At 49.0% G+C, this 14,906-nt stretch carries 14 protein-coding genes; 6 read left to right on the forward strand and 8 right to left on the reverse strand.

Features of this window, described 5'->3' with window-relative positions; all coding sequences use genetic code 11:
- Positions 1–9 precede the first annotated feature (9 nt).
- Positions 10–720, reverse strand: a complete 711-nt coding sequence (phoB, locus tag FTU67_RS08470) for a phosphate regulon transcriptional regulator PhoB (protein ID WP_005180894.1) — start codon at positions 718–720, stop codon at positions 10–12.
- A 223-nt stretch (positions 721–943) separates the two neighbouring features.
- The gene (locus FTU67_RS08475; RefSeq protein WP_005180893.1) at positions 944–1,645 is read right to left on the reverse strand and encodes a TetR/AcrR family transcriptional regulator; all 702 of its coding nucleotides are present in this window, start codon (positions 1,643–1,645) and stop codon (positions 944–946) included.
- A 215-nt stretch (positions 1,646–1,860) separates the two neighbouring features.
- Here FTU67_RS08475 and FTU67_RS08480 point away from each other — a divergent pair, with 215 nt between their 5' ends.
- Positions 1,861–2,700, forward strand: coding sequence for an SDR family oxidoreductase (locus FTU67_RS08480; protein ID WP_016658706.1), 840 nt, complete (start codon positions 1,861–1,863; stop codon positions 2,698–2,700).
- A gap of 193 nt (positions 2,701–2,893) precedes the next feature.
- Positions 2,894–3,049: a hypothetical protein gene (locus FTU67_RS08485; RefSeq protein WP_168370814.1), complete on the forward strand. Its 156-nt coding sequence runs from the start codon at positions 2,894–2,896 to the stop codon at positions 3,047–3,049.
- Here FTU67_RS08485 and FTU67_RS08490 read toward each other — a convergent pair.
- The 5 genes from FTU67_RS08490 to FTU67_RS08510 form a co-directional block, all read right to left on the reverse strand.
- Positions 3,030–4,397, reverse strand: coding sequence for an MATE family efflux transporter (locus tag FTU67_RS08490; RefSeq protein ID WP_005180888.1), 1,368 nt, complete (start codon positions 4,395–4,397; stop codon positions 3,030–3,032). The genes FTU67_RS08485 and FTU67_RS08490 overlap by 20 nt on opposite strands.
- A 113-nt stretch (positions 4,398–4,510) precedes the next feature.
- Positions 4,511–5,665, reverse strand: a complete 1,155-nt coding sequence (locus FTU67_RS08495) for a methionine aminotransferase (protein ID WP_160240837.1) — start codon at positions 5,663–5,665, stop codon at positions 4,511–4,513.
- An 87-nt stretch (positions 5,666–5,752) separates the two neighbouring features.
- Positions 5,753–7,057: a DUF445 domain-containing protein gene (locus FTU67_RS08500; RefSeq protein ID WP_016658710.1), complete on the reverse strand. Its 1,305-nt coding sequence runs from the start codon at positions 7,055–7,057 to the stop codon at positions 5,753–5,755.
- A gap of 10 nt (positions 7,058–7,067) precedes the next feature.
- Entirely contained in the window at positions 7,068–7,622 is a 555-nt protein-coding gene (locus FTU67_RS08505) for a hypothetical protein (protein ID WP_005180882.1), read from the reverse strand.
- A 49-nt stretch (positions 7,623–7,671) separates the two neighbouring features.
- On the reverse strand, positions 7,672–8,211 hold the full coding sequence (locus FTU67_RS08510) for a DUF924 family protein (protein ID WP_005180881.1): 540 nt from the start codon (positions 8,209–8,211) through the stop codon (positions 7,672–7,674).
- A gap of 210 nt (positions 8,212–8,421) precedes the next feature.
- Here FTU67_RS08510 and gshA point away from each other — a divergent pair, with 210 nt between their 5' ends.
- A complete protein-coding gene (gene gshA / locus FTU67_RS08515; RefSeq protein WP_180046856.1) occupies positions 8,422–9,999 on the forward strand; it encodes a glutamate--cysteine ligase in 1,578 nt (525 codons plus the stop codon).
- Positions 10,000–10,019: 20 nt separating this feature from the next.
- The gene (locus tag FTU67_RS08520) at positions 10,020–10,550 is read left to right on the forward strand and encodes a disulfide bond formation protein B (RefSeq protein WP_168384474.1); all 531 of its coding nucleotides are present in this window, start codon (positions 10,020–10,022) and stop codon (positions 10,548–10,550) included.
- 69 nt (positions 10,551–10,619) lie between these two features.
- On the opposite strand, the gene FTU67_RS08525 is transcribed toward FTU67_RS08520, so the two are convergent.
- Entirely contained in the window at positions 10,620–11,951 is a 1,332-nt protein-coding gene (locus FTU67_RS08525; protein WP_075168204.1) for a hypothetical protein, read from the reverse strand.
- Positions 11,952–12,195: 244 nt separating this feature from the next.
- Here FTU67_RS08525 and FTU67_RS08530 point away from each other — a divergent pair, with 244 nt between their 5' ends.
- Positions 12,196–12,780: a YqiA/YcfP family alpha/beta fold hydrolase gene (locus tag FTU67_RS08530; RefSeq protein WP_075168205.1), complete on the forward strand. Its 585-nt coding sequence runs from the start codon at positions 12,196–12,198 to the stop codon at positions 12,778–12,780.
- A gap of 14 nt (positions 12,781–12,794) precedes the next feature.
- Complete coding sequence (parE, locus tag FTU67_RS08535; protein ID WP_005180875.1) at positions 12,795–14,675, forward strand: DNA topoisomerase IV subunit B; 1,881 nt, start codon at positions 12,795–12,797, stop codon at positions 14,673–14,675.
- Positions 14,676–14,906 lie beyond the last annotated feature (231 nt).

Consider the following 14,906-nt stretch of genomic DNA (forward strand, 5'->3'; position numbering starts at 1 on the left):
AAAAAGCGATTAACCTAAGGCGACATCCGCACGGGTTGAGAAACGGTATCCAGTGCCACGAACCGTTTGTACAAAGCGGTCTGCGCCAAATGGCTCCAGCACCTTGCGTAAACGACGAATATGCACATCAATGGTACGATCCTCAATATATACGTTGCCACCCCAGACCTGGTCAAGTAGTTGTGCACGGGTATAGGCACGTTCCGGATGCGTCATAAAGAAGGCCAAAAGACGATATTCGGTTGGACCCATGTCCAGAATGTTGTCGCCAAAGCTGACGCGCTGGCTGACCGGATCTAGAATCAGGCCGTTGGCATCAATGGTTTTTTCACCATTCAGGGCATTGGCACGGCGCAGTACGGCTTTAATGCGTGATACCAGCTCACGGGTAGAAAACGGTTTGGTCATGTAGTCGTCGGCACCGGCATCCAGACCCTGAACCTTGTGGTCTTCTTCACCGCGTGCAGTCAGCATGATCACCGGAATTTCCGCCAGGTTTTCATCACGTTTTAAACGACGACATAAATCAACACCGCTGACACCGCCAGGCATCATCCAGTCCAGCAAAATCAGTGCCGGGCGTTGATCGACGATCATCTGATGCGCCTGTTTGGCATCTTCGGCCTGTAAGCAATGAAAGCCGGCCATATCCAATGAGGTATGGATCATCTCTCGGATTGGAAGTTCATCATCGACAATTAAAATGTAGTCATCTTTCACAACGCAATACCCTATAAGTGAACGGTGAACCGTTTATATTTATGACAGGCTTATTACAAAGATTAATTATGACAGTATCATTGCAGAAAGGGCAGACAGCGCTATTTTCGCAATGTTTTGTGACAATTTTTTGTACAGAATGGGCTGAATCCGGAATTCATTTAAAAAAATTTAAATAAAAGATTCAAATATTTAATTTTTCTTGCAGTTTGATGACAGGGATTCAGGCTTTTTTGCTACTTTCTGGCTCCGCTTCGGAAAAATGTTCGAGCAGGGAAATGAACACCACGCTACAGGCGCTGAGCACTTCATCCATTGACTGCTTAAAGCCGCTCATGACCCAGCGGATGGCAATTTGGGTGACATAACCGTTCAGGCCGCTGGCAATTAATGACAGTTCGCGTTCTGAATGCTGCAGGTTTGGCATCATTAGCATGACAAAGGCCTGAATCATGCGGTCAAAGCGCGCCATGCTTTCCTGAATGGTGGCCTGGTTGTGCAGTTCCTGTACCAGCATGGCATCAATATAAATAATCCGAGCCATCTGCGGGTTGTCTTTGAGCGTAGTCAGCAGGGCAGTTAAACCGGCTTCAATCATTTTTTGCGGATTGGTCGAGGCCTGCATGATGGCCTGCATCACATTGTGTTGCAGTGCATCAATCAGCTGTAAAAAAATGGTCTGGAACAGGTCTTCACTTTTTTTGAAGGATTCGTAGAAATAGCGCTCGGTGAGTTTGGCCTCGGTACAAATATCTTTCACCGTGACCGCAAAAAAACCATGCGTACCATAGGCGTGCAGGCCGGCTTCAATCAGTTTTTCCCGGCGTAGCTGTTTGCGCTCGCTCAGCGATAATCCTTTAAATTGGCGCTCTTTATTTTGGGTATTCTGCGCATTTGGGGGAGCGGGGTGTTGTGCTTCGGTCATAGTAAAAAGGCCAGTTCACATCCTATATTGCTATAGATTAACAAGATTTTGCGCTAAGTGCGAAGTTTGGCATTCAGATTTGAACGCAGCAGACAGAAATCTGCGGGCTTTTGCATTGACAATGATTATTGTCAAAATTATATTTGAGTGGTGAAATTGAAGTGCGCTGCCATGCCTGAGGGACGCAGCAAGACCATCCATAAAAAGGAAGCGGAATGAAAAATTTTAAAAATAAAGTCGCGGCGATTACCGGAGCAGGTTCAGGCATTGGCCAGCAGCTGGCCGTCTTATTGGCCCAGCAGGGCTGTCATTTGTCTTTAAGTGATGTCAATGAAGAAGGCCTGGCTAAAACCAAAGCCTTGCTGAGTGATTATAACGTGCGAGTGACCACGGCGCAGGTGGATGTGGCAGATCGGGCGGCTATGAAGCACTGGGCTGAACAGACCGTGCAGGATCATGGCTCAGTCAATATGATTTTTAACAATGCCGGGGTGGCCTTAGGATCGACCGTTGAAGGCGCCTCTTACGAAGACCTGGAGTGGATTGTCGGGATTAATTTCTGGGGCGTGGTGCATGGCACCAAAGAATTTTTGCCGTATATCAAACAGACTGGTGATGGCCATATTGTCAATATTTCCAGCCTGTTCGGGATTACTGCGCAGCCGACCCAATCGGCCTATAACGCGACCAAATTTGCGGTACGTGGTTATACCGAATCACTGCGTCAGGAGCTGGATATCCAGAACTGTGGCGTGAGTGCGCTGTGTGTGCATCCGGGCGGGATTCGGACCAATATTGCCAACGCCGCGAAAATGAATGACAGTCTGAGCAGTCTGGGCATGAATTCAGAAAAGTCGATACGCTCCTTCAATAAATTATTGCGTTATCCGGCAGAGCATGCGGCACGCGATATTCTGGATGCGGTTTTAAAAGATAAACGCCGTTTATTGATTGGCAATGATGCCAAAGCTATTGATTTAATTCAGCGGATTGTCCCAAGTGGCTATCAGCGGGTGATGGCGGTGGCAACCCAGCTGGGCAAAGGCCGTAAATAAACTGTATTTGAAAGAAGCCTGCGTTAAGTGGGCTTTTTTGTGGCTGTTCAGCACATTTCATTTTTTATTTATCTGAAATTCAGAATAAAACTGTCAAGTTTTTGACAGATTTGAATAAGCCGTTTTGACATCATCAGCTCATCCCGAGTGGAAACCTTTAAAAACATCAAAAGAGAAATGAAGGAAATTCAACATGAGCTATGACTATCAACATATTCAGGTCAAACCGATTAATGGCCGTATTGGCGCTGAGATTCAGGGTATTCAATTATCTTCGCAATTGGCACAAGCGGTGATTCAGGAAATTAATCAGGCGCTATCTCCTGCCGTCAAATTAACACCTCAATAGTCTTTTTCTTCCAGACAAACTGATAATACAGACCCTGTAAAATACACAGACTGACAAAGGCCAGCGCATAGGCATACCAGATGCCTTGTAATCCCCACCACTGACTAAACAGATAGGCACACGGCACTTCAATCAGCAAAATTGCCAGCACATTAATAATCATTGGCACCGTGACAGTCCCGCTGGCGCGCATAATCGAAGCGAAAATGGCACTGGCCCCAAAGAACAAAATTGACCACAATACAATAAACAGCAGCTGCTGGCCCAGCTCGACCACCTGCGGGTCGGTAATAAACAGCGCCATTAAATATTTCGAGAATAAATAGGCCAGCACCACTAGCATCCCGGTAATCATCAGGTTCATGCCCAAAGCAGTACGGGTGACTTTGGCCAGTAAATCGGACTTGCCAGCCCCAATCGCCTGCGCACCAAAAATAGAGGCGGCAATGGCAATCGACAGCGCCGGGAACTGAATATAGTTCAGCACCTGATTCACCGCACCATAGGCCGCTGTGGCTTCAGCGCCATAACGGTTGACCAGCCCGACAATCACCAGCCCCGCCACCGACGTGGTCACCATCTGAATGCCGGTCGGAATACCCAAACGTAAAATAATCTTGCTCAAGATCGGTTGATGGCGAATATTTTTCAGCAATTGCCAATCCGGTCGTAGCGGATGGTTTTTCTTGTTCAGATACACCGCCAGAAAAATCAGCACCGCCAGATAACCAATAATGGTGGCGATAGCCGGGGCAATAATCCCCAGACGCGGAAAACCAAAATAGCCGGCAATCAGCACCGGGGTAATAAACAGCCCGATCAGGCTGGTCATGCCTAAGGCAATTAAGGGGGTAATACTGTCGCCCACGCCGCGTAAAATGGAGGTGTAAATAATATAGACAAACAGCAGCGGGCTACCGGCCAGCATCCATTGCACATAGGGCAACGACAGATGCATCACCTGCGGATCGGTACCTAAGGCCAGCAGAATGGATTTGGCAAAAATCACACCTAAAATTGCAATGATGGTACCGCCAATCAGGGTCATAAACAGGGTCGAACCGACCACACAGCGCACTTTTTCAATATTCTGCGCGCCCCAGGCCTGCCCGACCAGCACGGTTGAACCTGCGGAAAGCCCGATCACAAAAGCCATTAAACAGAACAGAATCGGGAAAAATACCGCCACCGCTGCAATGGCATCGACACCCATCATCTGGCCAACAAAGACGGTGTTGATGGTGCCAGACAGGTTTTGCAGAATATTGGTGGCAATCAGCGGCAGCAGGAAAATCAGGAAGGTTTTCCAGAGCTTGTGTTGATTCACCAAAGGTTGATGCTGCGGCATGAGCAATCCTGTAACCGGTTTATGATCGTGTGCATGAATGGCTTTACCCTAGCATGAGCCTGTAGCAAAAAGCCTTAGCAATTGCGTAACTTAGCTGATCTTATTGACTCATGTTAACAGGCCGAGAAAATCTCTGCGGCCCGATCCAGCGTCTCATCTTTTTTGGCAAAACAGACCCGAATCAGGCGTAAATCATCCGGCGGGGTCTGATAAAAAGCAGAAATCGGAATCGCCACAATCTTGTGCTGCTCGGCCAGATACTGGCACATCTGCAGATCGTTTAAATCCGGGCGGATGGCGCGATAGTCCAGATTCTGGAAATAGGTGCCTTGCGCGGGAATCCACTGAAAACGGGAGTGCTGGATACCGGCCTGAAAGCGGTCGCGTTTGGCCTGATAGAACGCGGCCAGTTCGGCAATATGTTCCGGATGCTGTTGCATAAATTGTGCCAGCGCGACTTGCACCGGGGTCACACCACAGAAATTGGCAAACTGATAAACCTGCCGGAACAACTGCATCAAAGCCGGTGAAGCCATGCAATAACCGGTTTTCCAGCCGGTGACATGAAAAGTTTTACCAAAAGAACCAATCACAAAACTGCGCTCGTGCAGGGCCGGAAAATCAAGCGCTGAATAATGCTGCTGGCCGTCATAGACCAGATGTTCATAGACTTCATCAGACAGTACGACAATATTGCGATCCTGAATCAGCTCAATCAGGGTCTGCCAGTCCGCGGCTGACCACAGCGTACCGCTCGGGTTATGCGGGGTATTGACGATGATCATGCGGGTACGATCATGAATGGCATCTTTGACCTGATTCCAGTCGACCTGAAAATGGGGCGGCTGCAAGGCCAGATGGATAGCTTTCCCGCCAGCCAGTTGCACGGTGGGAGCATAACTGTCATAGCTGGGATCAAAAATAATCACTTCATCCCCGGCCTGCACCACCGCCTGAATGGCACAGAAAATGGCAATGGTCGCGCCGGCGGTAATACTGATTTCGGTGTGAGGATCAAACGAACGGCCAGTCTGTTGCTGCTTTTGCACAGCCAGCTGTTCTCTGAGCAATAACAGTCCATCACCGGGTGGATACTGGTTCTGGCCCTCTAATGTCGCCTGACACAGGGCCTCCAGCAGGGCTGGTGGCGCCGGAAAATCGGGGAAACCCTGTGACACATTCAGGGCATTCAGGCGCTGGGCCAGGGTGGTCATGACACTAAAAATGGTCACGCCAAGCGCAGGAAGTTTAGATTGAAGTTCAAGCATGACCATTGACTACCGTTATTGTGTATGCACATCGCATGATAAGCCGCCATCCGCCAGCAATTGAAGCAGTGGGCGAAAAAAACTGAATTAAATCAATTCGACCAGCGCCCGGATAATCCCCAGTGCCAGACCAATAAAGGCCCCCACCACCACGCCATTGACCCGGATCATATGCAGGTCGCCGCCGACTTCGTTTTCAATTTTGCCAATCATCTCGCGTGAATCCCATTCATGAATCCGCTCACTAATAAAACGGATCACTTTTTCACTGTACTGGTCAGAGAGATTGACGGCGATGCCGCTCATTTTGTCATTTAGCAACTGGCGTACGGCGCCGTTACTGATAATGTTCTCACCGACCTGCTGAATGGCCACGCGCAGGTTTTCCGCAATACCGGAATCGGGTTTTTCCAGATCTGCCCGGATTGCATCACACAAAATCACCACTGCACCACTAATAAAATTCAGCACTTGCGGACTGTCCAGCAAGGCATTTTTGGTCTGGTTCAGGCGTTGGCTGGCGGCACTGTCCTGATCGGCCAGCTGTTGCATCAGCTGATGCGCCATATCTTCCACTTTTTGTCGCCACGGATGATCGGGATCGGCCAGCATCGAATCGACCCGTTCCAGTAAAGAGTCGATGGTGCGCTGCTGTACATCAATACCAATCCAGCTAGCACCTCTGGCCAGACGCCACACGCCCAGTTCTTTAAACAGGGTGCGGGTCAGCTCGCGGGTTTCTTCCGGATGTTGCAGCATCCAGTCATGCGCCAGATCCAGCCCGCGTTGCAGCACATCCTGATGGAAATCATTTTCCAGCACTGCGCGCAGCATTTCACTGGCCAGATAATTAATGTCAGTATTTTTGACCCATTGCACGCTGTTGTTCTGGATAAAGCGGCCAATCTGTTCCTGCCCGACAAATTCAAAAATCTTCGGTACGGTCTGTTGAATCAGCTGGCTGACCTGCTGGTTGTTCTGTGGATTGGCCAGCCATTTACCCACGGCCAGCGATACATCGGTATTGTGCAGGCTGCGCTGTACAATTTGCGGTGACAGGAAATTTTCCTGAACAAAACGTCCCATCGATTCGGCAATACGGTCTTTGTTGCGCGGAATAATTTCAGTATGGTCCCGCAGAAACTTGGGAATCGGCAGCCGGCCAAAGGGATTACGAAACAGCACAGTAATCGCATACCAGTCAGCCAGCCCGCCGACCACGCCAGCTTCAGCCGACAGCATCAGAATATGAATCAGCCAGATATAGTCGGGCAGCAGTTTGGCCAGCACCATTAAACAGATCCAGGCCAGCACGGCCGTGATCAGGGCCATGGTGGCAAAACGCTTGCTGCGTTGCAGGTTTGGAGAAGTCGGTGCTGGCGCTGTCTGCATGCATGTTTCCCTAGTTTGAAGTGGCTACCGGTGGCTGTAACACCTGACCGCCTGGACTGAGCCCGTATTTTCCACCCAGTGACTGCAAGATCAGGCGAGCATCAAAGGCATCACTTGGGGCGCTTTTTTGATCTTTATAACATTGAATCGTATAGGAAACCTGAATCGGGTCAACATTAATGACCTGCGGATAGTCATAAAATGGGTCAGGCCAGAAAGCCGGATGGCGACGATAATAGCCATAAGGATAAAAGCTCGGTGCCGGATAGACCACAGCCTGACGCGGTGGCTGCTGGCTGCGGTTACTTGGATCATCCAGCACTTTAAAGAAGGTATGGCCCTGTTGCAGCGTGGTTTGCGCAGCTTTGACCAGGGTAATTTCTTCGGCGGTGCCAAAGCTCATGTTGGGACGGGCCTGAAAACTGATGCGATAGGTCTGGCTGTTCAGCGGCGTCACCGAATATTGACCCAGCTGGTCAAAGGTCAGCGGCTTGGATGGTGTGGTGGCACAGCCGCCCAGCAGCAGACTGAGCCCGAGGCCTAAACCAAGAATTAGATGTTTCATGCTATTCTCCTGTGAAGATACTGCAAGGGGAGAATGAACCGCGTTTTAATTAAAAACTGCTGTTCGGTTGGGTCAGGAACTCCAATTCTTCTGCGCTTGATTGGCGTCCCAATATTTGATTGCGATGTGGATAACGGCCAAAGCGCTCAATAATCACTTTATGTTTCAGTTCATAGCCCAACACGGTGGGGTCATTCAAACTTTCAAACAACGTTAATGCGACTTCGTGAATACGTTTGGATTCACTGTGCATAAACGGCATATATAGAAAACGACGTTCGGTTGGGTTTAAGTCCTGATCCAATTTTAAGTGAATCATTTCTTGTGCCAACACCAAGGCCATTCCATCTTGGGCAAAGGCACGCGGGTCATTACGGTATAAATTACGTGATAATTGATCTAAAACAATGATTTCAGCCAAACGACCTGCGGGTGTTTCGCGCCATGTCCATAGTTCTCCTTGTGCCGCTTGTTGCAGTACATCGGTAAATTTTTCTGCAAGCACGGCATCAAACTCTGCGCTTTTGACAAACCAGTTCGGTTCCGCAGCAGGAGAAAACCAAAAATCTAAAAAATCCTGATAATTCATACGCTTTATTATTTACCTCTGTTCTTTTGATTATAAAATCACAAATTTCACATGTCTTATAGAGCAACTTTGTGATAAAAAATTGCCAAAAATAAAGTTGTGGGTTTGTTTGAAAACTATACAGGATGTAATGTGCCGGCACTAAATCGCGTTATACTGATATAAACCGATGATTTTCTTTAGTAGTTTTTTGCGATAAGCGAGATTGTAATGAGTCAACCCGAATCGACCTCTCAAGATACTTTAACGACTTGGGTGGATTCTTCGCTACTGCGCGGCATGTTGCGCGGTATTGAGCGTGAAAGCCTGCGTATGCAAAGCAATGGATTTCTCTCTCAGGCAGCCCATCCGAAGGGCTTGGGTTCGGCACTGACTCATCCGCATATCACCACCGATTATTCCGAAGCATTAATGGAGTTTATTACTCCGCCGCAGGACAGTATTCCGGGCGCACTGAATTATTTAAGCGATATTCATGCCGTGGTGTACCGTCAGCTGGAACATGAAGAAAAACTCTGGCCGCTGTCAATGCCGTGTATGCTGGATGATGCCGAAGAACGCATTCCGCTGGCGCAATATGGCAGCTCCAATATTGGCCGTTTCAAGACCTTATACCGTCATGGTTTGGGGGTGCGCTATGGACGCCGGATGCAGACCATTTCCGGGGTGCATTATAATCTGTCTTTCCCGGATGCCTTATTTGAAGCGCTGCAACAACAAGAAAGCGATGAGGCACTCAAAAATCTGAGCCTGCAGGATTATCGCAGCCATCGCTATTTCGGTTTAATCCGTAATTTTATTCGCCTGACCCCACTGGTGATGCTGGTGGTCGGTGCCAGTCCATCGGTGTGTCAGTGTTTTATGACCGGCCGTGAACATCATTTGCTGCCACTGGTACGCGGCACGCTGTTCCTGCCGTATGCCACCGCCTTGCGCATGGGCCGTTTTGGTTATCAGAATTCGGCGCAAAAACAGCTCGGGATTCACTATAACAACCTGAGTGGTTATTTAGAGGGTCTGCAAAAAGCCGTCAAAACCCCGTATCAGCCATTTAGCCGTTTGGGCCTGAATGATGCACAGGGTGAGCCGATCCAGATCAATGATCACGTGCTGCAAATTGAAAACGAATACTACAGTCTGGTGCGTCCAAAACAGGTGCCGCAGGCGGGTGAAACGCCATCGCAGGCGCTGGCCAATCGGGGTGTTGGCTATGTCGAATTACGCGCGGTCGATGTCAATCCGTATAGCCCGATCGGGATTGATGAACACACCGCCGGCTTCCTGGAAGTGCTGGCACTGTACTGTCTGCTGAAAGACAGTCCGGCGTTATTGGATGATGAACAGGACATTATTGAGCGCAATCAGGCCGAAGTCGTGAATCGTGGCCGTGCGCCAAATGCCACCATTTTGGCAGATGGCCAGTCCTATCCAATTGAAGACTGGAGCCGTAGTCATGTTCAGGCCATGCAGCCTTTGGCTGAACTGCTGGATCAGGCCTATGCCACAACGCTATATAGTCAGGGTCTGGCGACCATGCTCGGCCGGATTGATGAAGTCGATGCGACGCTATCCGCGCAGGTGATTGAAGATACCTTACATCAGGGCGGCACCTGGAATTTTGGCAGCCATATGGCGCAGCAACATGCCGACGTCTATCAGGCGCATGTATTAAGCCCGGAAACGCTGGCCTATTTTGAAGAAATGGCCCAGCAATCATTGCAACAACAACAGCAACTTGAGCAGGAACAGACCTTGAGTTTTGAGCAGTTCCTGACTCAGTACCGATAAAAATAGAAAGAGGATTGACCATGCAATGGAGTTATCGCTTCGTGAGTGGTGTTTTGTTTTGTGCCAGTGTGGTGGGGATGGCCTTCGCCCTGTATCTTGAGCATGTGCAAGGTCTGGCGCCGTGTCCATTATGTGTTTTCCAGCGTGTCGGCCTGATTGGTCTGGGGATCATTTCCCTGATCGCGCTGCTCCACAACCCGCTTTCGGGGGCGTTTAAACGGCTGTATGCCTTTTTGGGCAGCTTAAGCATTTTATGGTCGGTCGGTGTTGCCGCGCGGCATGTCTGGCTGCAAAACCTGCCGCCAGATCAGGTACCAAGCTGTGGTCCGGGACTGGATTATCTGGTCGATGCCTTGCCAATGAAAGCCGTACTGCAACAGGTGTTGTCTGGGTCTGGCGAATGTGCAGTGATTGACTGGACTTTTCTGGGTCAATCCTTGCCGGTCTGGTCTTTAGTGTTCTTTATTGTGCTAACGATTATTAGTATCTGGCAGTTAATCCGTACCTATCCCTATACTGCGGCCAAAACCAAGCCGGTAAAAAAGAAATAATATTGTCTCCAGATCAATAACAAACAGGAGGGCCATGGCCCTCCTGTTTTAATTTTAGCGCATAATATTTTAAGTCAGGGCAATGCCTTCAATACTCTCTAAATTGACAATATATTCACGCACCTGTTCATTGACCCGGTCATCATTTTCCGGATAAAACCATTTCACAATCTGCTCGGCGACGCTGGAATGGTACTGAATTTCCATATGATTCAGACCATAAAACACCGCCTTATGCGATTCCGGCAGTTTGAGCTGAAAACGCGGGTTCGGATGTTCACCCAGCGCACTTTTGACACTGACCAGATAATCGCCAATTACTTTGCGGGTGCGGTTGCGCTTGTTTTCATATTCAATGGTGCCGGCCACCAAAAAGGCATTAATATGGGACGGGAAGGGCGCCGGTTTACGGTTATCATCAATTTCACCAATTCGCGCTTCATTGTGTTCCCAGTCATCATCGCGCACGCTGCCATAACGTAAATCCAGAATGCCGTTACTGCGGATATTCACCACATGCCCGACAATTTTCATAAACGGGAAACGCCCCAGTTTATCCTGTAAGTGAAAGCCGAAACGCTCCAGCGCTGCACCATGATGCGGCGAACCCAGACAGACCAGGTTATCGACCATGTGAATCCACTCATGCAAATCCTGTTTGCCATAAAACAGGGCACTGCGTGACACCAGCCCGCCCATGCTATGTCCAATCAGGCTGATGCTGGTGATATTCGGATTGCGCTGAATCAGATCTTCCAGGGTATTGGCCAGACTATGACCATTGGCGGAAATACGCCGTCCGGTATTGTAATTTAAATACAGCATGGTGTTGCGCTGGCGCTGTGCCAGCAGTTTTTCGCCAATACCACCATATTGCTGATGTGACCAGTCCAGATGGTTCATACACAGGCCATGCACAAACAGAATCACCTGTCCGGTCAGCTCGCCTTTTTGCACACTGCCGTAGTGGTCATAAATGGTCATTGGCAATGCCAGCGGATTTTGCTGATTCAGCAAATAATCACCCAGTACACCATTTAAAATACCAACCAGCACATGCATATACGGTGTCAGCGGCTTGTCATGTAAACGTGGAAAACGGTCAATCACCTGACGCAGGCTGGGCGCCAGCAGGTAGTTGCTATAGTTTTGCAGCGTATCAAAGGACAGGCTGTACAGCTTGCGAATGGGCGACATATTCTGGAATTTTCGGGAGTGCTGTTCACTCATGCCAAACAGGCTCAGCAAGACCTCACGCTGAATGGTCTGCACCAGCTCTTTGACCACCTGATGCACCGGCATACTTAACAGCTGCGCCAGACCTTCCAGTAAATCGGCCTGGCTGGGCGGTGTGGTGTCCCATTTACAATAAGTTTCATGCAATGGCGTTAAACTTGGCATGTGCTACTGCCCCCTAACAATAGTGTCGCGGCTACTTTCTTTTTCGTTGGCTTCACGGTATAAATTTCTAAGCTTAATTTTATATCATTCATCCCGAACAACTTTTACAATAGCCAGGATGACGCCCCAGTTTTAATTTTTTTGTCTAACAATTATTTGTGACATACAAATTAAAACATGAATGTGATCAAAGTCTCAAAAAAGTAAATACAACAATGAACATGGATAACATCCGATTAGCACAATGAATTTAATTTATTTGCATGGTTTCAGGAGCAATCCCTTTTCTGCCAAAGGCCAGCTGTTGCGGCAAGCGCTGGCACAGCGGAGTGACATTCAGGTACATCTGCCCGATCTGAATGCGCCGCCACGCGAGGTGATGCAGCGCTTATCTGCACTGATTGAGCAGCTGGACCAAGTAGCGCTGGTCGGCAGCAGTCTGGGCGGCTTCTATGCGACACAACTGGTCGCACGCTATGCGGTTCCGGCTGTGCTGATTAATCCGGCTATGCGACCATGGCAGTTGTTTCAGGAACTGTTTGGCGATGCACAAATTCCGCTGAAAGTGCATGAACACTGGACGCTGGAGCGGCTACATTTACAGCAACTGGAACAGATGGCAGTGCCTTTTGTTGAAAAGGCAGACAAAATTTTAGTGTTATTGCAGCAAGGCGATGAAGTTTTGGATTATCGTGACGCACAGCGTTATTATAGCCAGGCCCAGCATAGCTCTCTGATCATGACCGAAACCCGCGGCAATCATGGGATGGACAACTTTGCGCTAAAAATACCTATGCTGCTGCAGTTTTTATCGGATTCCCTAAAATAAGGAAACAGTACAACGTGTCTCAATATACGGCTCAATCTCTTGAAGTTTTATCTGGTCTCGATCCGGTTCGTCGCCGTCCGGGTATGTATACCGACACCTCGCGTCCGAACCATTTGGCGCAGGAAGTGATTGATAATGCTGTCGATGAGGCACTGGCCGGACATGCCACCAAAGTTAGCGTGACCGTGTATAAAGATGGCTCGCTGGCAGTAGAAGACAATGGCCGTGGGATGCCGGTGGATATTCACCCGGAATATGGCCAGAGCGGAATTGAAATTATTTTGACCAAGCTGCATGCCGGCGGCAAGTTCAGTACCGATAACTACCAGTTTTCCGGTGGTTTGCACGGGGTCGGGATTTCTGTGGTGAATGCCTTGTCGACCCGGGTAGAAGTCGATGTACAGCGTCAGGGCAATCTCTACAAAATGGCTTTTGAGCAGGGCGAAGCCACTGGACCACTAGAAGTGCTGGAAGGCAAAGCACCAAAACGTGCGTCAGGCACGCTGGTGCGTTTCTGGCCAGAAGCCAAATATTTCGATTCGCCAAAATTTGCCTTAAAAGCCTTAAAACATAATTTAAAAGCCAAAGCGGTTTTGGCGGCTGGCCTGCAAATCAATTATATCGACCAGATTAATGATGAAAAAATCACCTGGCAGTTTGAAAATGGCCTGGTCGATTATTTAATGGATGAACTGGAAGACCGCGAGATTATTCCGGCGCCGGCCTTTGTCTCTTCAGGCAATGCAGAACGCGCCAGCGCAGAGTTTGCGATTTGCTGGAATGTTGAAGGCGGTGAAAGCATTCAGGAATCTTACGTCAACCTGATTCCGACCGCGCAGGGCGGTACCCATGTCAATGGTTTGCGTTCCGGTATCACCGATGCCATGCGCGAGTTCTGTGAGCTGCGTAACCTGTTGCCGCGTAACTTGAAACTCTCGGCCGAAGATGTCTGGGATGGAGTGAACTATATCCTGTCGCTAAAATTCCAGGAGCCACAATTCTCCGGTCAGACCAAAGAGCGTCTGTCGAGCCGTGAAGCGTCCGGAATTGTGCAGAATATTGCCAAAGATGCCTTTGCCTTATGGCTGCATCAGAATTCAGATATAGCGCTGCAACTGGCAGAAATGGCCATCTCCAAGGCCGGTCGCCGTTTAAAAGCAGCCAAAAAAGTCGAGCGTAAAAAGATTGTGTCGGGTCCGGCTCTGCCAGGCAAGCTGGCCGACTGTGTCGGTCTGACCCGTGAAGAATCGGAACTGTTTATTGTCGAAGGGGATTCTGCGGGCGGTTCGGCCAAGCAGGCACGTGACAAGAATTTCCAGGCCATCATGCCGATTCGCGGTAAAATTTTAAATACCTGGGAAGTGTCTTCTGATGAGGTGCTGGGCTCTCAGGAAGTGCATGATATTGCCATTGCGATTGGGGTTGATCCGGGTTCAGATGACTTGTCTGAACTGCGTTATGGCAAAATCTGTATTCTGGCCGATGCCGACTCCGATGGTCTGCATATTGCCACCTTGCTCTGTGCGCTTTTTGTCAAACATTTCCCGGCTTTGGTAGAAGAAGGGCATTTATTTGTGGCCATGCCGCCATTATTCCGGATTGATGACAATAAAGATGTACATTACGCACTGGATGAAGATGAGCTCAACGGCATTTTAAATAAATGCAAAAGCAAAAATCCGCAAATCACCCGCTTTAAAGGCTTGGGTGAAATGAACGCCAGCCAGCTGCGTGAAACCACCATGGACCCGGATACACGCCGTCTGGTGCAACTGGATCTGGATGATATTCATGTCACTGCCGGTTTGCTGGATAAACTGCTGGCCAAAAAACGCTCCGCAGACCGGAAGCAGTGGCTAGAGCAAAAAGGCAATCTGGCTGATCTGGTGGTTTAAAACCTTAAAACTTTCATCATTTTAGAAAACCTGCCCGTCTTGGTGCAGGTTTTTTTATATCGCTGATTTTTTCTCCAAAATGAGGCAATCCGGCTGGATAGGGTTGCACTTTTTTTGTTCACTTTTGCGCCTCCTTAGCCTTCAATATCTCTAAAAACTCTAGAGCGCACCTTGCTTGCATGTGCGTGGTGCAGATCAGTGCAGCGTAGCTGAAGGGCTATGCTTCATTTT

It is taken from the genome of Acinetobacter sp. YH12132 (genome assembly GCF_013418645.1).
GTDB classification, from domain to species: domain Bacteria; phylum Pseudomonadota; class Gammaproteobacteria; order Pseudomonadales; family Moraxellaceae; genus Acinetobacter; species Acinetobacter indicus.